Raw genomic sequence first — 22,637 nt, forward strand, 5'->3', positions numbered from 1 at the left:
ATAGCAAAATACATTACGGCTTAATAGCTTTTTTAACAGGCAACTTTTCTCCATCTGCTAAGATATTTATTAAATATATCCCTGAATTAAAATTTGATAGATCTAAATTTAACGGTTGTAAAACATTCTTATATTGAAGTTGTTGCAAGATTTGTCCTGATAAGTTGGTTACCTGTACTTCAACTTGATTATAATTCTTTAATAGTTGTAAACTAAAAACACCTGTAGATGAAGGATTTGGAAAAAGCTTAGACTTGACTATAGCTTTATTGTTTTCTGTAATTTTAGTAACTTTTACAAAGCAACTGTAACAACATCTATAAGTTGTAGATTGATAACCAATTAAAACAACTTCATCCAAAGTATTATCAACTTTTAATATTACTTCAACATAATTTTTATCAGTGATTACAATATTTTTAGTACTGTAACCTAAATATGAAATTGAAAGTGTATCATTTTTTATTGCTTCAATTTTAAATTCACCATTAGCATCAGATGTTGTTCCTTTTTTTGTGCTTTTAACAATAATATTAGCATCTTCAAGTTTGTTTTCACCATCTGTAATAATTCCTTTTATTGTTTGTGCTTTTATTATTATTGAAGATAAAAGCAATAGACTTAAGAGTAATTTTAGTTTCATAATTCTTAGATTTTAATTAGACAACCAAACTTAGTACTAACTTAAAATTTATAAAACCTTAATTGAGGGAAAGACCATTTTGATTGAGGGAAATAAATTGATTAAAAATTATAAATTAATGTATATTCGCAAATGAACAAACAATCAATTTAATACTATTATGAAAAAATCTTTATTCTTAATTGCAATTATAGCAATTGCTTTCACCTCAATCTCATTTATTAACAAACCTGCTCAAGTAGAATACAAAGTTGTTACTGCTGTAGAATCTATCGTACCAAATGGGTTTGGTCGTTCTAGAATGATTATGGCTACAGAAGACAAAGACTACCAAGAATTTACTACGTTAAGAAGTGACGATAAAGATTCTGATGAAAAAAACAAGTCTAAAAGAGATGAAATTAGAGTTAAAAATTACGAAGAAACTAAGCTTTTAAACTTCTATAATTTAGGAGGAATTAGATTTCAAAATATTGCAGCTAACGATGCTGTAATGACTTCAAAAATCAACACAATGATTAGTGAAGGTTGGGAATTAGCTTTTGTAAATACTGGTGTAGAAAGTGAAGGTGGAAAAGGTGACGGAAAAGGTATTTTTATTACTAGATATACATTTAAACGTGTAAAATAATATAAAAACAACATCATAAAAAAAGCCTTTTTCAACTACTGAAAAAGGCTTTTTAGTTTTTTAAGATTTTATAATCTTTTCTTGATGATTTATAGATTCTTGATGAATAGCTTTAAATAGCTTTAAAATAAACTCTTCGCTTAATCCTTTTTGCTCGCCTTCTAACACCATTTTTCCTAAAATCTCATTCCAACGCTTACTTTGTAAAACTGCTACGTTTTTTTGCTTTTTTAGTTGGCCAATTCCATCTGCAACTTGCATACGCTTTCCTAAAAGCTCGATAATTTGATTATCTACTACATCTATTTTAGCTCTTAAATTAGCTAACTCGCTATTATATTCTGCTTCAGGATCAGTTTCTTTTCTAATGCGTAAATCTTTCATAATTTGCACTAAACTGCTTGGCGTAACTTGCTGTGCAGCATCACTCCACGCGTTATCTGGATCAAAATGAGTTTCTATCATTAATCCATCAAAGTTTAAATCTAATGCGGTTTGTGATACGTCAAAAATCATATCGCGTTTTCCAGTGATATGCGACGGATCGTTAATTAACGGTAAATCCGGAAACTTAGTTTGTAGCTCGATAGCTAATTGCCATTCTGGATTGTTTCTGTATTTTGTTTTTTCATACGTTGAAAATCCTCTATGTATTACGCCTAACTTTTTAATATCTGCACTCGCTAAACGCTCTATCGCGCCTAACCATAACGGTAAGTCTGGATTTACAGGGTTTTTAACTAACACCACTTTATCTGTTCCTTTTAAAGCATCTGCAATTTCTTGCACGATAAATGGACTAACTGTAGATCTTGCTCCTATCCATAATAAATCTATATCATGCTCTAGCGCTAATTCTACGTGTGCACGATTGGCAACTTCGGTAGCTGTTTTTAATCCTGTTTCTTCCTTTACTTTTTGTAACCATTTTAAACCTAATGCACCAACACCTTCAAAATTACCTGGTCTTGTACGTGGTTTCCAGATTCCTGCTCTGTAATAGCTTACGTCTGTATCTTTTAGATCGTGAGCAATTTTTAAAACTTGTTCTTCGGTTTCTGCGCTACATGGTCCTGCAATTACTAAAGGATGATCTAATTGTAAATCGTCCAACCATGTTCTTAATTCTTTCTTGTTTTCCATTTCTTTTTCTGAATTTAACCTACCAGGTTGTATTAATGTATTCCGTTTAAAATTTGTTTTATATAATTGGTGTCTTTCATTGTTTTGTAAACCGATTGAAAATCGTCTTCTACAATCATTTGTTTAAACATTGAAAGATTTTGAATATACTCTTCTAAAGTCTCTACGACATTTTGTTTATTCTGCTCAAAAATTGGTGTCCACATTTCTGGGCTACTTTTTGCTAGTCTAACTGTACTTTCAAAACCAGATCCTGCCATATCAAAAATATCTCGTTCGTTTTTTTCTTTTTCTATTACTGTTTTTCCTAACATAAACGAACTAATGTGTGATAAATGCGACACGTAAGCTATGTGCTTATCATGCGATTCTGGATTCATGTAACGCATACGCATGCCTATTTTCACAAACAAATCCAACACTTGTTCTTGTAGTTTTGATGCGGTTTTTTCAACTTCACAAATAATATTTGTTTTATTTTTAAATAAATGTTGAATGGCTGCTTTTGGTCCTGAAAACTCGGTACCTGCAATTGGATGTGTTGCTAAAAAATTACGACGTTTTGGATGATTATCTACCGCTTTACAAATAGCTTGTTTTGTAGAACCAACATCTATCACTACCGAAAAATCAGACACTTTATTCAGTACTTTTGGCAACTCATTTACCGCAACATCTACTGGAATTGCAAGCACGACCAAATCTGCATTTGGTAAATCTTCATAAGTTGCTTTTTGATCAATAACACCTAATTCTTGCGCTTCTATTAAATGCGCTTCGTTTTTATCAATACCATAAATGATACAATCTGGTAACGCATTTTTAAAATCTAATGCCAAGCTACCGCCAATTAAACCTGTTCCTATGATGTATATATGTTTCATTATAATCTACTAATTGCGTCTTTAATTTGGGTTTCTTTCGCGCAAAGCGAAAAACGGATATAACCTTCGCCTTGCGAACCAAATACGGTTCCTGGTGTAATAAACACGCTGTTGCTATATAAAATTTGATCTATAAATGCTTCAGATGTTTTTCCTTCTGGCAACTTTGCCCAAACAAATAATCCTGTTGCATTTTTATCGTACGTGCAATCTAATTTATCGGCTAATTGCCAAACAAGTTCGCGTCTGCTTTTATAAATTTTATTTAAACTTTTGTACCAAGCAGACGAACATTTTAAAGCTTCTATCGCACCTTTTTGAATTCCGTAAAACATACCAGAATCCATATTACTTTTTACTTTTAAAATGGCATTGATATGCGCTGCATGTCCTAAAACCATTCCAACTCGCCAACCTGCCATATTAAATGTTTTACTTAACGAATTTAGCTCTAAAGCGACATCTTTTGCGCCTTCAACTTCTAAAATACTAATTGGATTATCGTTTAAAATAAAGCTATACGGATTGTCATTAACCAATAAAATATCGTGCTTTTTAGCAAATGCGACTAACGTTTCTAAATCGGCTTTTGTCGCTTTTGCACCAGTTGGCATATGCGGATAACTGGTCCACATTAATTTAACTTTACTTAAATCTTGCTGCTCGATAGCTTCAAAATTTGGTAGCCAATTATTGGTTTCATTTAAATTATAATGCATTGGTGTTGCTTGTACCAATTGTGTTACCGAGCTGTAAGTTGGATAACCTGGATTTGGAATTAAAACTGCATCGCCTTCATTTAAAAAGGCTAAAGAAATATGCATAATACCTTCCTTGCTTCCCATAAGTGGTAAAACTTCGGTATCTGGATTTACTGCAACATTAAATTCGGTATTATAAAAATCTGCAATTGCTGTTCTTAATTCTGGCAATCCTTGGTAACTCTGGTATTTGTGTGCCACAGGATGTACTAAACTATCTACCAAAACATCAACCACTTGTTTTGGTGGCTCTAAATCTGGACTTCCAATTCCTAAATTTATAATTGGTTTACCATCTTTAATTAATTGATTGACTTCTTTTAACTTACGAGAAAAGTAGTATTCTTGAACGCTATGTATTCGATCTGCAACTTTCATTATAGTTTTGCGTTTTTATAGGTTCCTAAAATTTTAAAATGTGTTGCCATTATTGTCATAATTGATGCTGCTTTTTCAAAATCTTCATAAGCTTCAAAAGTGACATCGACAAAAAATGAATATTTCCAAGGTGTTTCAATTTTTGGTAAGGATTGTATTTTGGTAAGGTTTAATTTACAATCGCTCATCACATTTAAAATTGTTGCCAAACTTCCTCTTTTATGGTCTAATTCAAATTTTAATGACGCTTTATTAATTTCGTTTTTATGATTGTTAATTGGTTGCGTTTTTACAATAGCAAATCGGGTTTGATTGTGTTTTATGGTTTGAATACTTTCGGCTAAAATGTCTAAGTTAAAAATCTTTGCTGCCAAAGTACTTGCTATTGCTGCAACACCTTTTATTTGCTGTGCTTCAATTTTTCTTGCCACATCTGCAGTATCTTTATCTTCTACTAGTTTAATATGCGGATAATCTTTAAAAAACGATTTGCATTGCAATAGCGCCATAGGATGACTGTGTACTTCTTTTATATCTGCAATTGTTTGGTTTGGTAACGCCATTAATTGATGTTGCACATCCAAATAATGCTCGCCAACAATGTGTAAATCGTTATTATCTATTAACGCATAATTTGGCAAAATAGAACCAGCAATAGAGTTTTCTAATGCCATAATTGCTGTCTCTGCGGTATTATTAAATAAGGACGCAACTGTTTCGTCAAACGTTAAACATTCTTTCACTTTATGTGTGTTATCATAATAATCTAACGACACTATATGATGAAAAGAGCCTTGTATACCTTGTATTGCTATTGTTTTTGTCATAAAAAAAAAAGTCCCGATAAAATCGAGACTTAGTATTAAATTTATGCTGTTTAAATTACATATACAACGTCTCGTTCTTTTCGTTAAAAAAGAAGTAAAACCAGTTATAATATGTATTTAAAATTGTGTTCATTATTTTTTTTGTTATTGCTAAAGTAGACAATTAATTGAAAAATCAAAATACTAAAGCCTGAAATTATGAGTTTTATAACAAGTTTTAAAGATTTTAAAGCAAATAAGCTTTTAAATTAAAGATTGTTTATTTTTGAAGAAACATTTTAGCATGTCAATAAAAGTTGAAAATATCACTAAACAATTTGGAGAACAAAAAGCATTAAATAATGTATCTTTTAGTGTGCAACGTCCTGAAATTGTTGGATTTTTAGGTCCAAATGGCGCCGGTAAATCTACAATGATGAAAATTTTAACCACTTACCTTTCTCCTTCTTCAGGACATGCAGAGGTTAATGGTCATGCTGTTTTAACCAACAAAAAAAACGTACAGAAAAGTGTTGGCTACTTACCAGAACATAATCCGTTGTATTTAGACCAATATGTACGTGAATATTTAAAATTTAATTCAAACGTATATAACGTTGACAAATCTAGAGTTGAAGAAGTTATTGAGCTTACTGGATTAACACCAGAAGCACATAAAACTATTGGACAACTCTCTAAAGGTTACAGACAACGTGTTGGATTGGCAAATGCGCTATTGCATAATCCTGAAGTTTTAATTTTAGACGAGCCTACAACTGGTTTAGACCCAAACCAATTGGTTGATATTAGACAATTAATTAAAAGCTTAGGCAAAGACAAAACTGTGTTTTTATCTACACATATTATGCAGGAAGTAGAAGCCATGTGTGACCGTGTTATTATTATTAATAAAGGTGAAATTGTAGCCGATAAAAAATTAAGCGAATTACGCGAAGGACAAGAGCAAACCGTTATTGTCGAATTTGATTACCGCGTAGAAGATGCGTTTTTACTTAAACTTCCACATGCTAAAAGTGTAAAAAATGTTCACGATTTTATTTATGAAATTGTGTTTGATACAACAACAGATATGCGCTCTCATGTATTTGATTTTGCACATGATAATGAGTTGAAGATTCTTCAGTTAAACCAGAAAAATGCGAGTTTGGAGAGTTTATTTAGGGAATTGACGAGTTAAGCAAAGTTTTTCATAAATTATTAAGATTAGGAATTTTTATTCTTTCTTCTAATTTACCATTATTCAATACTAATATTAATTGATCGTTGTCATTTTTTTCAATATCCATCCAAAATGTTTTTATATCGGAATAGATAATTTTAATTTTTTTAGTTTCAAAATCTATAAATATTAGTTCTCGTTCAGCATTTGACAGATTTGATCTTTTTAAAGGGTTTAGACTCCATCGTTGTAAAAACACGCCATTTTCAACTCTATAAAACCAGTCACTAAAAAACGTCTTATCAAAAATATTTTTTGGTTCAGTTTTTATATGAATGAATACTGGTCCAAAAGGAATTTCTCCAGCATATTTACTCAATATTTTAAATTCCAAAAAAGATGTTAGAATTCCCCATTGATATCTATCATTTGAGTAAGAATCATATTCTGATTTTTTGTCAATTCTGATTTTTTTTATTAAAAGGACTTTTAATAAAACTCCAATAATTATAATTAAAATTGCCAATGTTTTCATTATAAAAGCTAACTAGAAATTAATATTCCTGCTTTCGCAGGAATGTTACTCAAAAATAACACGACCATCAAATTGCTCTGTCACATCAATAATTGGCGGAGTATTAACTGCAATTACATTTCCTGTGCTTACTAGGTTTGCTTTAAGTTCTTGTTGTGGATTTACAATAATATCGTTACTTCCACGATGATAAATAGTCACGTTTTGAGCCACAAGATATCGTCCTTCAAAACGTCCATCTCCAGATGCGTAACTTATATTTAAATGTTCTGTTGTACCAGAAATTGTGTTTGTAGTTAGATTATTAATTACCACATTTAACGTAGTACAATTTACTTCTAAATTAAAATTACCTACGTTATAAAAATCACCGTTATAGTCTTCAGATAGTAATTTTAATTCCTCAAAGTTTAAAACGCCAACACTATGCACATCTAAAGTGCTACTATTTCTAATTTCGGTTAGGTTTGGTACAGTAACGTGTACTTTGGTAATACCGTAATCTCTGGTTAAATTACAGGAATTATTATCTTTTAAAATCAATCGGTCGTTTTGTACATAAACCTCAACATCGTTAATTAAGTTTTCACCAGTTTCTACTAAAACACTTGGCGTTGCTCCTTGTGTTATAAATAACTCGACATTTTTATATACCGTGATTTTTGAAAATGTACCAACTTCAAAAGTTTGCTGAATAATATCTCCTGCACTTTGAAAACAGTCTGGCGCATCTTCTTGATTGCATCCAAAAACAAAAAATAGGATAATTATGTATAGTAATTTTTTCATTTGTTTACTCTTTACTTTATAGTCAAACGCTAACCATTGGTTTTACCTGCGTTAGCGATTGAGGTTTTGTCGGAGCTCTTTTTGTGTTGTTGCACGTATGCAACACAAAAAAGCGACTACCGAAAGCGCGACCCTTGTGGTAACGCCCAAATTTTATAATCTAATTCCAACGCCAAATTCTACTGCTTCTGCTTTTGCTCCGTGAGATTTTAAGGTTAAGGCTCCAAAAATTTTATCTCCAAAATAACGTTTTAAACCAACACGACTGTAGACACGACCTTCAAAATCGAAAGGATAGTAAACGTAATAACCTAACTGCGTCACTAAGGACGTTTTGCTAATAAACAACTCATGTCCCACAAATGCGCCAACACGTTTATAATCTTCGTCTCCGCTAACATTATCTAAAGGAAAAGCGACTGATTTATACTCGATATGCTTCTTTAAAAAGTTTGAAAAAAACACATCTGTTCCCAATTGAATGGCGCTTTTACGATTTAATCTTTTATCTGCATAAGCAGACACAATGTAAAATGCGTATTGACCTGAGTTTATGATATCGCTTTCGTTTACACCTGTTCTAAAAGCGATGTTGTATTTAATTTTTTCGGTAAATGCTTTGTCTTCTGTATTTGGAATATATTCTGGTAATTGATCTGCATCCAACACATAATTTACACCTAAATTAAACGTAATACTGTTTACCGAGCTGTTTGGCGCTTTTACATTAGCGTTAGAATAATGGATTAAAGATAATCCTGTTTGCAATCCTAAACCTTTAAACAAGTTTTCTTTTTTGTAGTTAAGCATCAAATATGTCGAGCTTAATAAATGTGTCCCAAATGCATTATTGCGATAATTCTCTACTTTATCGTAAGGATTGGTGTTGTAGGCTAAACCTTGACCAATTCTAAACATTAAATGTCTTTTTAAAAAATAGAAATTATAATGTGCGTATAACCCAAAATTGTTTCCTAAAGTTTTATTTTGAAGGTTTTGATAGATAAAAGACGCGCCATAATCTGGATAATTATATCTGCTTTGCCAAGCTTGATCGCCAAAGGTTTTTTTGTTATAACTTAATATTACGCCAGTTGGATGACCTTTAATTAAATGCGAAATATCGCTGTTGTGTTCGGCTATATTTCCGTAGAAATAATTAGCGTCTAAAGAGAACGGACGCTTGTCTTCCTGAGCAAAAATTAACGTTGTAATACAACAACAAATTAGGGCTAGTTTTAGTTTCATCTTAACAATTAATGAAACAAAAGTAATGGTTTTTAAAATACCGCTTTGGCAATCGCTTTAATATTATCACTTTTTCCCATAGAATAGTAATGTAAAACAGGTACGCCAGCGTTTTGTAATTCTTTAGATTGTTGTATAGCCCATTCTACACCAACTTGTCGTACTTGCTCGTTAGTTGCGCAATTATCAATTGCATCTATTAAATCTTCTGGTAAATCTATTTTAAATACTTGTGGCAATAACTGTAAATGGCGTTTTACTGCAATGGGTTTTATACCTGGAATTATTGGCACATTTATACCTTCTTGTTTTGCAGCGTCTACAAACTCAAAATACTTTTTATTATCAAAAAACATTTGTGTCACGACGTAATCTGCACCAACATCTACTTTTTCTTTAAGACGTTTTAAATCGGTTTTTAACGATGGTGCTTCAATATGTTTTTCTGGATAACCAGCAACACCAATGCAAAAATCTGCTTTATCATCAACCTCGATAACATCATGAAGATATTTTCCTTTATTTAAATTCTGAATTTGCCCAACCAAATCCTTAGCAAATTGGTGTCCGCCTTTAGAAGCCTCAAAATACTGCTGATGTTTCATCGCATCGCCACGCAACGCCATTACATTTTCTATCCCTAAATAATGGCAATCCACAAGCAAGTATTCGGTTTCTTCTTTTGTAAATCCGCCACACAATACATGCGGAACCGTATCTACATCGTACTTATGTTTTATAGCTGCACAAATCCCAACCGTTCCTGGTCGCATACGCGTAATTTTTCGGTCCAAAAGTCCTTCCTTTTCAATATACACATACTCTTCTCTAGAGGTTGTTACATCAATAAAAGGTGGCTTAAATTCCATTAAAGGATCAATATTATTGTACAATTGTTGTATGCTATTACCCTTTTTTGGCGGAATAATTTCAAACGAAAACAAAGTTTTTCCGTTGGCGTTTTTTATGTGTTCTGTTACTTTCATTGTTAGTGTTTAGTTTTTGGGCGTTACCCTATCGGGTCGCGCTTTCCGTTATATCTTTTTATTTGACAACTTCTCGACTGCGCTCGAAGAGACAAATAAAAAGGATACCACTGCAATCGCTAACGCGCGCTAATCTGCCAAGTTTGGATTTAACCATTTTGCAGCATCTTCTTTGCTAATGTTTCTTCGTTTGGCATAATCGTCTAATTGATCTTCGGTTATTTTTCCTAAGCCAAAATATTTAGCTTCTGGATTTGCAAAATAATAACCACTTACACTTGCTGCTGGCCACATGGCAAGACTTTCGGTTAGTTTTACACCTATAGTTTCTTCGACTTTTAAAATATCCCAAATGGTCTTTTTTTCTAAATGATCCGGACAAGCTGGATAACCTGGCGCAGGACGAATACCTTTATAACTTTCGGCAATTAAATCTTCGTTGGTTAAATGGTCTTCAGAAGCGTAGTTCCAATGTTTGGTTCGCACTTCTTTGTGTAAATATTCTGCAAAAGCTTCAGCTAATCTATCGGCTAATGCTTTTATCATTATGGAATTGTAATCGTCGTGATTCGCTTCAAACTCTTTTGCTAATTGCTCGGTTCCAAAACCTGTAGTCACGCAAAAACAACCGATATAATCTTGAATTCCTGTGTCTTTAGGCGCGATAAAATCGGCTAATGCAAAGTTTGGTACGCCTTCTCTTTTTTTGAGTTGCTGACGCAGTGTTAGGAATTGGTGTTTGGTGTTTGGTATTTGGTTTTCAACCGTTACTTCAATATCATCATCATTTACAGTATTTGCAGGAAATAACCCAAAAACCGCTTTAGCTTTCAGTAGCTTTTCATCAAACACTTTTTGAAGCAAGATTTTAGCATCTTTAAACAATTCGGTTGCTTGTTTACCAACGATGTCGTCGGTTAAAATATCTGGATATTTTCCGTGTAAATCCCAACTTCTAAAAAATGGTGACCAATCGATATAATCTTCTAAAATCGTAATATCAAAATCTTGAATATCTTGTATACCTAATTGTTTTGGTTTTACAATGTCGGTTGTGTTCCAATCGATTTTAAACTTTCGTTCACGCGCTTCTTCAATAGAAACATATTCCTTTTGCTTACCACGTTTTAAAAACTGCTCACGGAATTTTTCATATTCCTCACGAATTTGTTCTTTGTAAACAGTGTTATCCTTTTGCAACAAATTTCCAACAACGGTTACAGCTCGCGATGCATCGTTAACGTGCACAACAGTATTAGAATAATGAGGTGCAATCTTTACCGCAGAATGCGCTCTAGACGTTGTTGCACCACCAATTAACAACGGAATATTAAATCCTTGTTTTTCCATTTCTTGCGAAACGTAAACCATCTCGTCTAACGATGGTGTAATTAAACCGCTTAATCCGATAACATCGACGTTTTCTTTTTTAGCGGTTTCAATGATTTTTTCTGGCGGAACCATGACGCCTAAATCCACAATCTCGTAATTATTACAACCCAAAACTACACTCACAATATTTTTACCAATATCGTGTACATCGCCTTTTACGGTTGCCATTAAAATTTTACCATTAGAGCGTTGCGAATCGTCTTTTTCAGCTTCAATATAAGGTTGTAAATAAGCAACTGCTTTTTTCATCACACGAGCCGATTTTACGACTTGAGGCAAAAACATCTTTCCGCTTCCAAACAAATCTCCAACTACATTCATTCCAGTCATTAAGTGACCTTCGATTACTTGAATAGGTTTGTTTACCGCTTGTCGCGCTTCTTCAACATCTTCAACAATAAAGGCATCAATACCTTTTACTAAAGCGAGTGTAATACGGTCTTGCAAAGGTTCACTTCGCCATTCTTGCACCTTTGCTACATCTTCTTTTTTCTGTCCTTTTACGGTTTCAGCAAATTCTAGTAAGCGTTCGGTTGCATCATCTCGTTTGTCAAAAAGTACGTCTTCTACGTGTTCTAATAAATCTTTCGGAATTTCGTCATACACTTCTAACATGGTTGGATTAACGATTCCCATATTCATTCCGTGTTGAATCGCGTGATATAAAAATGCTGCGTTAATAGCTTCACGTACAACATTGTTTCCTCTAAACGAAAATGATACATTACTTACGCCACCAGAAACGCTGGCATAAGGTAGGTTTTCTTTAATCCATTTTGTGGCATTAAAAAAGTCTAATGCATTTAAACGATGCTCTTCCATTCCGGTTGCCACAGGAAAAATATTTGGGTCGAAAATAATGTCTTCTGGTGGAAATTGAACTTGATTTACCAAAATATCGTAAGAGCGTTTACAGATTTCTATCCTGCGCTCGTAGGTATCGGCTTGACCATCTTCATCAAAAGCCATAACAATCACAGCTGCACCATAACGTTTGATAAGTTTTGCGTGATGAATAAAAGTCGCTTCGCCTTCTTTTAAACTGATAGAATTTACAACCGATTTACCTTGTACGACTTGCAAACCAGCTTCGATAATATCCCATTTCGAGCTATCAATCATAATGGGCAAGCGTGCAATATCTGGCTCTGATGCGATAAGATTTAAGAAAGTTACCATTGCGTGTTTTCCGTCAAGCATACCTTCATCCATATTAATATCTATGATTTGCGCGCCACCTTCAACTTGGTCTCTCGCAACATCTAATGCTTCGGCATAGTTTTCTTCTTTTATTAATCGTAAAAATTTACGCGAACCTGTAACGTTAGTGCGCTCGCCAACGTTTATAAAATTACTTTCTGGTGTTATTATTAATGGTTCTAGACCTGATAGTTTAAGATATCGGTTTTTGTTCTCTTTCATACATTAAAAGTTCTCGACTGCGCTCGAACCGACAGTTCTAGGTTTATATTTTGAAGCAACTTCCGCAATCGCTTTTATGTGTTCTGGTGTTGTACCGCAACAACCACCGATGATGTTTATTAAATCATCTTTTAGGTAGTTTTCAATTAGCTGTTGCATTTGTTTGACTGTTTGGTCGTACTCACCAAAAGCATTTGGCAATCCTGCGTTTGGATGTGCTGATGTGTAAAAATCGGTTTCGTGAGATAAGCGTTTTAAATACGGTTGTAATTGGTCTGCACCAAGCGCGCAATTGAAACCAACACTTAACAACGGAATATGTGATATTGAAATTAAAAATGCTTCTACAGTTTGTCCAGATAATGTTCTACCAGAAGCGTCGGTAATGGTTCCTGATACCATAACCGGAATGTCAATATTACGTTCTTCCTTAACTTCCTGAATGGCAAATAATGCTGCTTTGGCATTTAGTGTATCAAAAATAGTTTCGACTAACAAAATATCGCTTCCGCCATCAATTAAAGCTTCAACTTGTTGTTTGTAAGCAATGCGTAATTCATCAAAGGTTACTGCACGATATTCTGGTCTGTTTACATCTGGACTTAAACTTGCGGTACGGTTTGTTGGACCAATACTTCCAGCTACAAAACGCGGTTTTTCAGGATTCGCTTTCGTAAATTCTTCGGCAACTTGTTTGGCTATTTTAGCCGATTCAAAATTTAATTCGTACACCAAATCTTCCATATGGTAATCTGCCATACCAATGGTTGTACCAGAAAATGTATTGGTTTCAACTATATCTGCGCCAGCTTCGAAATACTTTCTATGTACTTCGGCAATAGCTTCTGGTTGTGTTAGCGATAATAAATCATTATTTCCTTTTAACGGATGTTTAAAATCTTTAAATCTTAAACCACGAAAATCGTCTTCAGTAAAATTATAGCGCTGCAACATGGTTCCCATTGCGCCATCTAAAACTAAAATTCGGTGTTGTAATATTTTGAAAATGTCTGACATTTTATAATTTTTAAAATGTCATCATGAAAAGAGAGAAGAATAATTCTCGGGTTATCTGTCCCAAAAAATGGGTAGAATTTAGCACCTTCTTAATTTCTTATTGAAGAAAATTAAGGGTTGCTAAGGCTTCAACGGGTCTATTCCCTCTGCCTTTCGTGATAACAAACAATATTAATTATGAACTATGGGACAAAGTAACGTAATAAAAAATTGAATCGCAATATTTATTCAAATAAATCTGAAGACAAATATCTATCACCTATATCACAAATAATTGCCACAATAACACCTTTATCTATAGTTTGCGCTATTTTTAAAGCAGATGCTACAGAGCCACCACTACTCATACCTGCAAAAACGCCTTCTTGTGTTGCTAGTAAATTAGCTGTGTTTTTTGCGTCTTCTTCACTTATTTCTTCAACTTGATCTACTTTTTGAGGATTAAATATTTTAGGTCTGTAAGCTTCTGGCCATTTTCTAATTCCCGGAATTTTCGCACCATCTTTAGGTTGCGCACCGACTATAGTTATGTTTGGATTTTGTTCTTTTAAGTAAGTAGATACGCCCATAATTGTACCCGTTGTACCCATTGCAGAGACAAAATGTGTGATTTGTTTATTGGTATCGCGCCAAATTTCTGGACCTGTAGTTTTGTAATGCGCTTTCCAGTTATCATCATTTGCAAACTGGTTTAGCATAAAATAGCCTTTTTCTTTATGAAGTCTTTCGGCTTCGTCGCGAGCGCCTTCAATACCAACTTCAGAAGACGTTAAAATTAATTTAGCACCATAAGCACGCATGGTTTTTATTCGTTCTTCGGTAGAATTTTCAGGCATTATTAAAATCATATTTACGCCTAATAATTTCGCAATAAAAGCTAATGCGATACCAGTATTACCACTAGTTGCTTCAACCAAAGTATCGCCAGGTTTAATATCACCACGTTTTAAAGCTTCGCTTATCATATTAAATGCAGCACGATCTTTTACGCTTCCGCCAGGATTTTTTCCTTCTAGTTTTAAAAATAGTCTTACACCATCTTTTTTTAGGATGTTTTGCACTTCAATTAACGGCGTATTTCCTATTAAATTAGTAATTGATTGACTTTGTATCATGATGGTCTTGTGCTTATATTAATTTCTGACTTATAGGTCACTAAAGAGTTTGGTGGAACGGATTGCGTAATCCACACATTGGCTCCAATTACGCTATTTTTTCCTATTACAATATCGCCTCCTAAAATAGTTGCATTGGCGTAGATTGTTACATTATCTTCTATGGTTGGATGACGTTTGGTTTGCGACAAACTTTTTTTAACCGACAATCCACCTAAAGTAACACCTTGAAATATTTTGACATTGTTTTTGATAATACTAGTTTCTCCTATTACAATTCCTGTTCCGTGATCTATAAAAAAAGAATCGCCAATAGTTGCTCCAGGATGAATATCGATACCTGTTTTTCCATGTATACATTCACTCATCATCCTTGCCATAATTGGTACATCTAGTAAAAATAATTCGTGACTCATTCTAAAGATTGCAATTGCATGAAAACCAGGATATGCTAAATAGATTTCTTGTAAGCTTTTGCAAGCAGGATCGTTTTTTTCTGTTGCAATTGCGTCTAATTCTATTTTGCTTTTTATTTCTGGTAGTTTACTTTCAAAAGCATCCCAAATGTTATCTGGTTGTTTATCTGTGATTTCTTTTACAACAGTTTTAAATATGGGTTCTAAATATTTTAATTGTTCTTTTTGCTTTGAATTATCATCAAATAAAGCATAGAATAGTTGCTTAGTTAAGTCGGAAACGGTTTCTTTAATTCGTAAATTTATCTGCATGCTTCTTAAATAAGAATAAAATTACTATTCCTTTTTGTAAACTCATAAGCTTTAAGATTTTATTACAACAATTATATTAAAAATGTATTAATCTATTGCCTGAACAACTGGTTTTGGCGCTTCTTTTCTTGTACCATCAAATCCATCTATACCACTTACTGTTGTATATTTTAAAACATATTTTTTACCAGGATTAATAATTTTATAAGCCGATTGACACATTAGTGTTGCTTCATGGAAACCACATAAAATTAGCTTTAGTTTTCCTTCATAGGTATTAACATCTCCTATTGCAAAAACACCAGGAATGTTAGTTTGATAATCTAACGTATCTACTTTTATAGCATTTTTCTCTATCTCTAATCCCCAATTTGAAATCGGTCCAAGTTTTGGCGACAAACCAAATAAGGGAATAAAATGATCGGTTTCTAAGCGAATGTTTTCATCATCTTTTTGAATTGTAACAGCTTCAACATTTAAATCACCGTGAATTGCAGTTACTTCGGCTGGAGTAATTAAATTAATTTTACCTAAATGCTTTAATTCTTTTACTTTTTCTACAGAATCTAAAGCGCCACGAAACTCGTTTCTTCTGTGAACTAAAGTAACTTCTGAAGCTATGTTTGCTAGAAAAATACTCCAATCTAAAGCTGAATCGCCGCCACCAGAAATCACCACTTTTTTATCGCGATACACTTCTGGATCTTTAATCATATATTCTACACCTTTATCTTCAAAAAATTCTAAATTATCTATGATTGGTTTTCTTGGCTCAAAACTACCTAATCCACCAGCAATTGCAACTACTGGTGCATGATGTTTTGTGCCTTTATTAGTGGTTACAATAAACGAACCGTCTTCTAATTTCTCTATAGTTTCTGCGCGTTCTCCTAAGGTAAAACCAGGTTCAAACTGTTTGCCTTGCTCTAATAAATTTTTAGTCAAATCGCCCGCTAAAATTTCTGGGAAACCAGGAATATCATAGATCGGTTTTTTTGGATAAATCTCTGAACATTGTCCACCAGGTTGCGCTAATGCATCTATTAAATGGCATTTTAATTTTAATAATCCTGCTTCAAAAACAGTAAATAATCCTGTTGGTCCTGCGCCTATTATTAATATATCTGTTTTAATCATTATATCTATATTTATCTGAAATTAATGTTTTAGTTACATTATTTAATGTCTGAACTTTATGCTCAAAATCACCTTTAATTGTTTTTCTAAATCGGTTTAAATTTTGCACCAAATCGTCTATGTTTTCTGGTATAACATCTTCAAAAAACTGTCTTAAACGTTTTGCTGTTGTTGGCGATTTTCCGTTGGTAGAAATAGCTACTTTTACATGACCTTTGGTTACAATACCTCCTAAATAAAAATCGCACAACTCTGGTGTATCTGCTACATTTACCAAAATATGATTAGCTTTTGCATCGTTGTAAATTTGTTGATTTACTTCTGGTTTATCTGTCGCCGCAATGACTAAATCTTGACCTAATAAAAACGAATCATGATAAGACATCTTAACTAACTTAACATCAAACTGCTTTGCTAATGTTATCACATCTGGTCTAAAAAAATTAGCTACCATTGTCACTTTAGCGTTTGGACTAGATTTTAGCAAAAACGTTAGTTTTTCTAAAGCCACATAACCGCCACCAATAATTAGCGTATTAATGCTATGCATTTTTATAAAAATTGGGTATAAATTATTTCTTTCATTCATGGTTATGCTACTTTTAAAGTTTTTACTTGTTTAGCGATTGAATTAAGTGCAACGCGTTGTTTTACAACATCACCAACTACAATAATTGCTGGATTAGACAGTTGCTGTTTTTTAACTACATCGCAAATTGTATTTACAGTTCCAACACCAAATTTTTCATCTTTTGTTGTACCGTTTTGAATAATTCCTACTGCAGTATTTGATTTGCCTTCAGAAGAAAATACATCCATAATTTGTTGTAATTTGCCCATTCCCATAAGGATTACCACAGTTGCAGTAGATTTTGCCGCAAGGACAATATCGTTTGACATTTTATGAGATTTTGTTGTACCAGTGATTACCCAAAAACTTTCTGAAGCACCACGTTTTGTTAATGGAATACCTTGAAATGCTGGCACAGCTAAAGCTGAAGAAATACCTGGCACAACATAAGTTTCTATCCCAAAAGGCTTCACGTAATCTATCTCTTCTGCACCACGACCAAATACAAAAGGATCGCCTCCTTTTAATCTTACAACATGTCCTTTTGTTTTTGCTCGCTGGACGATTAACTCGTTAATTTGCTCTTGTTGGTAACTATAACAACCTTTACGTTTACCTACATAAATAAGCTCGGTATGTTTTGAAGCGTAGTCCAAAAAATCTTTGTTTATTAATGCATCATAAAGAATAACATCTGCCGATTGAATTGCTTTAATCGCTTTTAATGTTATTAATTCTGGATCACCAGGTCCAGCACCAACTATTGTTAATCTAGGGATAAGTATTTTCATAATCCTAATGCTTTTGTATCGTTTTCACGATAAGTTTTTACTGTGTTTAAAAATGCATTGGCACTTTTAAAATATTGCTCTGCAAATGCTTTACTTGGTGCATTTTCTTTAATTTGAAATACTAACTCTGAAAATGACACGTCTATCGGAATACGCTTTGTTGCTACAAAATCTTCATCAAACTGTTTAATAATTCCTGCTTGAGAATTGGTAGATTTATTTTCTGTTAGCAATATTGCTTTAGCAGAATTTACAAACGCATTATACGAGTGATAAATGGCGTGAGAATACACATTGTTCTCTAATGCTTCTTTTGCTAGCTCTAGTTTTTCTTCGCTTTCTAAAAATAAAGTTGAAATTAAATCGATAACTACGCCAGCACATTCGCCAATACCAATTGCTTTTTCGTAAACTTCGGTATTTCCCCAATCGATAAAATCGTCTTGAGTTAAATTGCTTACGTCTGATAAGTCTGTAAGCATATCGTAAAAATACATTTGCCCTTTGTCTTGATAGTAATCTTCAAACGACAAGTTATTTGCATTAAGTTGAAAATCGTCTAACAAACGACGCAACGCTATTGGCGCACGACGACTTGGTACTTTTACTACTTTGTCTGCAAAAACACCTTGTCCATTACCTTTGTTTGCGCCTCCTAAAAGTACTTGCAATGCTGGCGCAACTAATTTATCTGGCGTACGAATTGACATACCTTGAAATCCAATATTTGCCATATTGTGTTGACCACAAGCATTCATACAACCACTAATTTTAATTACAAGATCTTTGTTATTTAAATATTGCGGATATTCAGTTTTAATCACGCGTTCTAATTCTTCAGCTATTCCCGTACTACTTGCTATTCCTAAATTACAAGTATCTGTTCCTGGACAAGCTGTAATATCTACTGCTTTGTTATAACCAGCTTCTGCAAAACCCAATTTGGATAATTCTTGATAGAAAAATGGCAACAAATCTTCCTTAACAAACGGAATTAATATGTTTTGGCGTAAGCTTAATCGTATTTCTCCTACTGCATAATCTTCGACTAAATTAGCTAACAATCGTGCTTTGTCTGTGTAAAAATCACCTAACAACACCTTTATTCCTATCGCGACATAACCATCTTGTTTTTGTTTGATAACATTGGTGTTTTTCCAAGTTTGAAAAGCTTTTTGATCTTTTATATCAACTTTTGGAGCTGTAACATTTACAGGTTTTGAAACTGGATAATGTTCTGCATCAATTGGAACAGATGTAAATTCTATTGCTTTTTGTTCTTCTGCTACAAGTCGCTTAAATTCTTCTGAACCAATATCTTTTATTAAGAATTTCATACGCGCTTTTGCACGACTTTTACGTTCGCCATAACGATCAAAAATGCGCAAAACACCTTCCATTACTGGAATAATTTTATCACTAGGTAAAAATTGATAAAACACATCTGCATGTCGTGGTTGCGAACCTAATCCGCCACCAAGCATCACTTTAAAGCCACGTACGTTGTTTTCAACTTTTGCGATAAAACCTAAATCATGCATGTAAGACAATCCTGTATCTTCTTCTGAAGCTGAAAATGAGACTTTAAACTTACGTCCCATGTCTTGACAAATTGGGTTACGCAAAAAGAACTTATATAATGCATCTGCGTAAGGTGACACATCAAAAGGTTCGTTTACGTCAATTCCAGCAGTCTCGCTTGCTGTTACATTTCTTACTGTATTACCACAAGCTTCACGAAGGGTTACATCGTCCTGTTCTAATTCTGCCCAAAGCTCTGGCGTTCTATCAAGATCTACGTAATGAATTTGTATGTCTTGTCTAGTTGTAATGTGCAACCTTCCGCGAGAATATTCGTCTGAAACATCTGCAATACGGCGTAATTGCTTACTTAACACCTTTCCGTAAGGCAATTTTATACGAATCATTTGTACACCTTGCTGTCTTTGCCCATAAACACCACGAGCAAGTCGTAAACTTCTAAATTTTTCTTCGTCTAATTTACCGTGTTTAAAAAGTTCGATTTTACGAGCTAACTCGATAATATCTTTCTCTACAACTGGATTTTCTATTTCGGTTCTAAAACTTTGCATGATTATTTGTTATTGTAAATGAATACCACATTCTCTATTTTGTAATGCCTTTACAGGATCGAAATAGTCTGTATTTTTAGTTAATTTATTTGACTTTATGTAGTGATCCAATTCTTGATCTGTCCAATAATAAAACGGACTTACTTTTAATATGCCATCTTTACTTAAACTTAAAATGTCTTTTTTATTTCTCAACTCGGTTTGTCTAACTCTAATATTTGTAAACCATAATTCTGGCTGATGTTCTTTTAAGGCTCTTCTAAAAGGTTCTAATTTTACTACTTCTGAAAATTGCTGAAAATTATCGTCCTCTAAGGTTGGCAATCCTATAGTTGCATCTATCTCATCTTTAGATAATTTGGATTGATACTTATGTATATTTAATTGGTATTTATCTATTAATTGTTGTGCATGTTTATAAGTTGAAGGCTGATTATATAGTGTATCGCACCAAATTACTTTTATGGTTTTATCCTGTTTTGTAATAGTGCTTAGCAATACTTCTGAATAAACTCCAAAACTTGTAGTTACTATTTTATTTGATGTTAACTGTAATGCCCAATCTATAATTTGATTTGGTGATTTATCTTTTAATTGCTTATTCCAGTATGCTATATCTATATTTTTAGCTATCATATTTTTTATATTTACTATATTCCTATCGGAATAGTAGGATTTAAAACAAAACTACAGAAAAATATCTTAGAAGTTCTATTTTTTAGGCTTAAAATTTTAATAAAATTGAAAACCTATTTTTTTAAACTATTGATTTTATTTGAATTATATCAAATCTGATAATGATTTGTTATTAAAAATACTTAATGTATTGTCTCTAACTTCTATCATTAATTTGTGAACAGCACAAGTAGTTTCGTCTGGGCAATCATCGCATTTTTCGTAAAAGTTTAAACTTACGCAAGGTACCATTGCTATTGGACCTTCTAAAATTCTCATGATTGGTGCTAATTTAATTTGTCTTGGATCTTTAAGCAGATAATAACCACCGTTTTTACCTTTTTTAGAGCCTAAAAAACCATTTTTACGTAAGGTTAATAAAATACTTTCTAGAAATTTTCTAGAAATATTTTCACTTTCTGAAATAGCACTAATTTGAACTGGTGTATTTGGTTCTTGTTTTGCTAAATAAGTAAGCGCCTTTAAGCCGTATTTGGTTTTTTTTGAAAGCATAACTTCAAAGATAACCAAACTTATTAAATCTTAAACTAAAGCTTGTTCCAAATCTTTAATTATATCTTCTACGTTTTCTAATCCAACTGATATCCTTACTAATCCATCTGTAATACCTACTTCTGCTCTATCTTCTACACTTAATTTACTGTGAGTAGTAGATGCTGGATGAGTTACAATTGTTCTTGTATCTCCTAAGTTAGCAGATAGTGAACACATTTTAATTTTGTTTAAAAATGTTTTACCGTGTTCTAATCCGCCTTTAATTTGAAACCCAACAATATTTCCGCCTTTTTTCATTTGTTTTTTTGCGATATGATACTGCGGATGAGACTTTAAAAAAGGATATTTTACTAATTCTACATTGCTATGTTGCTCTAAAAAGGTAGCTACCTTTAATGCGTTTTCACAATGTCTATCTACGCGAACTGAAAGTGTTTCTAAACTTTTAGATAATACCCAAGCATTAAATGGTGATAATGCTGGACCAGTATTTCTTGAGAACAAATAAATTTCTCTAACCAAATTGGCTTTTCCAACAGTTACACCACCTAAAACACGACCTTGTCCATCTATTAATTTTGTAGCAGAATGAATGACCAAATCTGCACCAAATTGAATTGGATTTTGCAAATAAGGTGTTGCAAAACAGTTATCTATTATTAATAACAAATTATGTTTTTTTGCTATTTGACCTAACACTTCTAAATCTAAAATATCTACTGCAGGATTAGTTGGCGTTTCTGCATAAATAATTTTTGTATTTGGTTGAATCAGACTTTCAATTTTTTCTATTTCATTTACTTTAAAATAGCTTGTTTCAATATTCCATTTTGGTAAAAACTTGGTAAATAAAGTATGCGTAGATCCAAAAACGCTTCGGCAGGACACTATATGATCTCCTGCATTTAATAATGCTGCAAATGTTGAAAAGACTGCAGACATACCTGTTGCAAAAGCGTATCCAGCTTCTGCTCCTTCCAATGTGCAAATTTTCTCTACAAATTCTGATGTATTTGGATTGGTAAATCTACTGTAAAGGTTACGTTGCTTTTCTTCAGCAAAAGACGCTCTCATATCTTCTGCATCCTCAAACACAAAACTACTTGTTAAATATAATGGTACAGAATGCTCTTGGTATTGGGTTCTCTCTAATTGTTGTCGTATGGCTTCAGTTTCAAAATGGTTTTGACTCATGA

The 22,637-nt window shown here is 33.1% G+C and carries 22 protein-coding genes and 1 riboswitch; of the genes, 2 read left to right on the forward strand and 20 right to left on the reverse strand.

Features of this window, described 5'->3' with window-relative positions; genetic code table 11:
- Positions 1-13: 13 nt before the first annotated feature.
- Positions 14-643: a carboxypeptidase-like regulatory domain-containing protein gene (locus tag IFB02_RS03010; protein WP_106686990.1), complete on the reverse strand. Its 630-nt coding sequence runs from the start codon at positions 641-643 to the stop codon at positions 14-16.
- Positions 644-803: 160 nt separating this feature from the next.
- Here IFB02_RS03010 and IFB02_RS03015 point away from each other — a divergent pair, with 160 nt between their 5' ends.
- Positions 804-1,274 (forward strand): hypothetical protein, encoded by a 471-nt coding sequence (locus tag IFB02_RS03015; RefSeq protein ID WP_106686989.1) that lies wholly within the window; start codon positions 804-806, stop codon positions 1,272-1,274.
- A gap of 60 nt (positions 1,275-1,334) precedes the next feature.
- Here IFB02_RS03015 and IFB02_RS03020 read toward each other — a convergent pair whose 3' ends face one another.
- Genes IFB02_RS03020 through IFB02_RS03035 form a run of 4 tightly spaced genes read right to left on the reverse strand, consistent with a single transcriptional unit; the run spans position 1,335 to position 5,267 of the window.
- Complete coding sequence (locus IFB02_RS03020; protein ID WP_106686988.1) at positions 1,335-2,417, reverse strand: bifunctional 3-deoxy-7-phosphoheptulonate synthase/chorismate mutase type II; 1,083 nt, start codon at positions 2,415-2,417, stop codon at positions 1,335-1,337.
- Positions 2,418-2,449: 32 nt separating this feature from the next.
- Positions 2,450-3,301: a prephenate dehydrogenase gene (locus IFB02_RS03025; protein WP_106686987.1), complete on the reverse strand. Its 852-nt coding sequence runs from the start codon at positions 3,299-3,301 to the stop codon at positions 2,450-2,452.
- A complete protein-coding gene (locus IFB02_RS03030) occupies positions 3,301-4,443 on the reverse strand; it encodes a pyridoxal phosphate-dependent aminotransferase (protein WP_106686986.1) in 1,143 nt (380 codons plus the stop codon). Before IFB02_RS03030 ends, IFB02_RS03025 begins: the two co-directional genes overlap by 1 nt.
- Positions 4,440-5,267: a prephenate dehydratase gene (locus IFB02_RS03035; RefSeq protein ID WP_106686985.1), complete on the reverse strand. Its 828-nt coding sequence runs from the start codon at positions 5,265-5,267 to the stop codon at positions 4,440-4,442. The genes IFB02_RS03030 and IFB02_RS03035 overlap by 4 nt, the downstream gene beginning before the upstream one ends.
- A 283-nt stretch (positions 5,268-5,550) precedes the next feature.
- Here IFB02_RS03035 and gldA point away from each other — a divergent pair, with 283 nt between their 5' ends.
- Positions 5,551-6,444, forward strand: coding sequence for a gliding motility-associated ABC transporter ATP-binding subunit GldA (gldA, locus tag IFB02_RS03040; protein WP_106686984.1), 894 nt, complete (start codon positions 5,551-5,553; stop codon positions 6,442-6,444).
- A 10-nt stretch (positions 6,445-6,454) separates the two neighbouring features.
- On the opposite strand, the gene IFB02_RS03045 is transcribed toward gldA, so the two are convergent.
- From IFB02_RS03045 to IFB02_RS03115, 15 genes are all read right to left on the reverse strand, one after another.
- On the reverse strand, positions 6,455-6,961 hold the full coding sequence (locus tag IFB02_RS03045) for a hypothetical protein (RefSeq protein ID WP_106686983.1): 507 nt from the start codon (positions 6,959-6,961) through the stop codon (positions 6,455-6,457).
- Positions 6,962-7,006: 45 nt separating this feature from the next.
- Positions 7,007-7,750, reverse strand: coding sequence for a head GIN domain-containing protein (locus IFB02_RS03050; RefSeq protein ID WP_106686982.1), 744 nt, complete (start codon positions 7,748-7,750; stop codon positions 7,007-7,009).
- 153 nt (positions 7,751-7,903) lie between these two features.
- A complete protein-coding gene (locus tag IFB02_RS03055) occupies positions 7,904-8,998 on the reverse strand; it encodes an acyloxyacyl hydrolase (RefSeq protein ID WP_106686981.1) in 1,095 nt (364 codons plus the stop codon).
- Between the two features lie 32 nt (positions 8,999-9,030).
- Positions 9,031-9,984 (reverse strand): methylenetetrahydrofolate reductase [NAD(P)H], encoded by a 954-nt coding sequence (gene metF, locus IFB02_RS03060; RefSeq protein WP_106686980.1) that lies wholly within the window; start codon positions 9,982-9,984, stop codon positions 9,031-9,033.
- 129 nt (positions 9,985-10,113) lie between these two features.
- The gene (gene metH, locus IFB02_RS03065) at positions 10,114-12,798 is read right to left on the reverse strand and encodes a methionine synthase (protein ID WP_106686979.1); all 2,685 of its coding nucleotides are present in this window, start codon (positions 12,796-12,798) and stop codon (positions 10,114-10,116) included.
- 3 nt (positions 12,799-12,801) lie between these two features.
- Positions 12,802-13,815 (reverse strand): homocysteine S-methyltransferase family protein, encoded by a 1,014-nt coding sequence (locus IFB02_RS03070; RefSeq protein ID WP_191073032.1) that lies wholly within the window; start codon positions 13,813-13,815, stop codon positions 12,802-12,804.
- Positions 13,816-13,863: 48 nt separating this feature from the next.
- A riboswitch (SAM riboswitch) is annotated at positions 13,864-13,980 on the reverse strand.
- Positions 13,981-14,039: 59 nt separating this feature from the next.
- A complete protein-coding gene (cysM, locus tag IFB02_RS03075) occupies positions 14,040-14,930 on the reverse strand; it encodes a cysteine synthase CysM (RefSeq protein ID WP_191073033.1) in 891 nt (296 codons plus the stop codon).
- Positions 14,927-15,658 (reverse strand): serine O-acetyltransferase EpsC, encoded by a 732-nt coding sequence (gene epsC, locus IFB02_RS03080; RefSeq protein ID WP_191073034.1) that lies wholly within the window; start codon positions 15,656-15,658, stop codon positions 14,927-14,929. The genes cysM and epsC overlap by 4 nt, the downstream gene beginning before the upstream one ends.
- Before the next feature lie 87 nt (positions 15,659-15,745).
- Positions 15,746-16,795, reverse strand: a complete 1,050-nt coding sequence (locus IFB02_RS03085) for an NAD(P)/FAD-dependent oxidoreductase (RefSeq protein ID WP_191073035.1) — start codon at positions 16,793-16,795, stop codon at positions 15,746-15,748.
- Positions 16,788-17,384: a precorrin-2 dehydrogenase/sirohydrochlorin ferrochelatase family protein gene (locus IFB02_RS03090; protein WP_191073036.1), complete on the reverse strand. Its 597-nt coding sequence runs from the start codon at positions 17,382-17,384 to the stop codon at positions 16,788-16,790. Before IFB02_RS03090 ends, IFB02_RS03085 begins: the two co-directional genes overlap by 8 nt.
- 2 nt (positions 17,385-17,386) lie before the next feature.
- Positions 17,387-18,157 carry a uroporphyrinogen-III C-methyltransferase gene (gene cobA, locus IFB02_RS03095; protein WP_191073037.1) on the reverse strand — a complete coding sequence of 257 codons (771 nt, stop codon included), beginning with the start codon at positions 18,155-18,157 and terminating at the stop codon, positions 17,387-17,389.
- Positions 18,154-20,250, reverse strand: coding sequence for a HEPN domain-containing protein (locus IFB02_RS03100; protein ID WP_191073038.1), 2,097 nt, complete (start codon positions 20,248-20,250; stop codon positions 18,154-18,156). The genes cobA and IFB02_RS03100 overlap by 4 nt, the downstream gene beginning before the upstream one ends.
- A 9-nt stretch (positions 20,251-20,259) precedes the next feature.
- Positions 20,260-20,886, reverse strand: a complete 627-nt coding sequence (locus IFB02_RS03105) for a phosphoadenosine phosphosulfate reductase domain-containing protein (RefSeq protein WP_106686971.1) — start codon at positions 20,884-20,886, stop codon at positions 20,260-20,262.
- A 144-nt stretch (positions 20,887-21,030) separates the two neighbouring features.
- Positions 21,031-21,438, reverse strand: coding sequence for an RrF2 family transcriptional regulator (locus tag IFB02_RS03110; RefSeq protein ID WP_106686970.1), 408 nt, complete (start codon positions 21,436-21,438; stop codon positions 21,031-21,033).
- A gap of 30 nt (positions 21,439-21,468) precedes the next feature.
- Positions 21,469-22,635: a trans-sulfuration enzyme family protein gene (locus IFB02_RS03115; protein ID WP_106686969.1), complete on the reverse strand. Its 1,167-nt coding sequence runs from the start codon at positions 22,633-22,635 to the stop codon at positions 21,469-21,471.
- Positions 22,636-22,637: the final 2 nt, after the last annotated feature.

Source organism: Mesoflavibacter profundi, from assembly GCF_014764305.1.
Classification (GTDB): Bacteria; Bacteroidota; Bacteroidia; order Flavobacteriales; family Flavobacteriaceae; genus Mesoflavibacter; species Mesoflavibacter profundi.

Bases quoted from the DNA above. Each gene is read 5' to 3' on its own strand.
- IFB02_RS03010 (WP_106686990.1), bottom strand. From the start codon at position 643: ATGAAACTAAAATTACTCTTAAGTCTATTGCTTTTATCTTCAATAATA.
- IFB02_RS03020 (WP_106686988.1), bottom strand. From the start codon at position 2,417: ATGGAAAACAAGAAAGAATTAAGAACATGGTTGGACGATTTACAATTA.
- IFB02_RS03035 (WP_106686985.1), bottom strand. From the start codon at position 5,267: ATGACAAAAACAATAGCAATACAAGGTATACAAGGCTCTTTTCATCAT.
- gldA (WP_106686984.1), top strand. From the start codon at position 5,551: ATGTCAATAAAAGTTGAAAATATCACTAAACAATTTGGAGAACAAAAA.
- metH (WP_106686979.1), bottom strand. From the start codon at position 12,798: ATGAAAGAGAACAAAAACCGATATCTTAAACTATCAGGTCTAGAACCA.
- cobA (WP_191073037.1), bottom strand. From the start codon at position 18,157: ATGAAAATACTTATCCCTAGATTAACAATAGTTGGTGCTGGACCTGGT.
- metF (WP_106686980.1), bottom strand. From the start codon at position 9,984: ATGAAAGTAACAGAACACATAAAAAACGCCAACGGAAAAACTTTGTTT.
- IFB02_RS03055 (WP_106686981.1), bottom strand. From the start codon at position 8,998: ATGAAACTAAAACTAGCCCTAATTTGTTGTTGTATTACAACGTTAATT.
- IFB02_RS03050 (WP_106686982.1), bottom strand. From the start codon at position 7,750: ATGAAAAAATTACTATACATAATTATCCTATTTTTTGTTTTTGGATGC.
- IFB02_RS03045 (WP_106686983.1), bottom strand. From the start codon at position 6,961: ATGAAAACATTGGCAATTTTAATTATAATTATTGGAGTTTTATTAAAA.
- cysM (WP_191073033.1), bottom strand. From the start codon at position 14,930: ATGATACAAAGTCAATCAATTACTAATTTAATAGGAAATACGCCGTTA.
- IFB02_RS03015 (WP_106686989.1), top strand. From the start codon at position 804: ATGAAAAAATCTTTATTCTTAATTGCAATTATAGCAATTGCTTTCACC.
- IFB02_RS03100 (WP_191073038.1), bottom strand. From the start codon at position 20,250: ATGCAAAGTTTTAGAACCGAAATAGAAAATCCAGTTGTAGAGAAAGAT.
- IFB02_RS03085 (WP_191073035.1), bottom strand. From the start codon at position 16,795: ATGATTAAAACAGATATATTAATAATAGGCGCAGGACCAACAGGATTA.
- IFB02_RS03025 (WP_106686987.1), bottom strand. From the start codon at position 3,301: ATGAAACATATATACATCATAGGAACAGGTTTAATTGGCGGTAGCTTG.
- IFB02_RS03115 (WP_106686969.1), bottom strand. From the start codon at position 22,635: ATGAGTCAAAACCATTTTGAAACTGAAGCCATACGACAACAATTAGAG.
- IFB02_RS03090 (WP_191073036.1), bottom strand. From the start codon at position 17,384: ATGAATGAAAGAAATAATTTATACCCAATTTTTATAAAAATGCATAGC.
- IFB02_RS03070 (WP_191073032.1), bottom strand. From the start codon at position 13,815: ATGTCAGACATTTTCAAAATATTACAACACCGAATTTTAGTTTTAGAT.
- epsC (WP_191073034.1), bottom strand. From the start codon at position 15,658: ATGCAGATAAATTTACGAATTAAAGAAACCGTTTCCGACTTAACTAAG.
- IFB02_RS03105 (WP_106686971.1), bottom strand. From the start codon at position 20,886: ATGATAGCTAAAAATATAGATATAGCATACTGGAATAAGCAATTAAAA.
- IFB02_RS03110 (WP_106686970.1), bottom strand. From the start codon at position 21,438: ATGCTTTCAAAAAAAACCAAATACGGCTTAAAGGCGCTTACTTATTTA.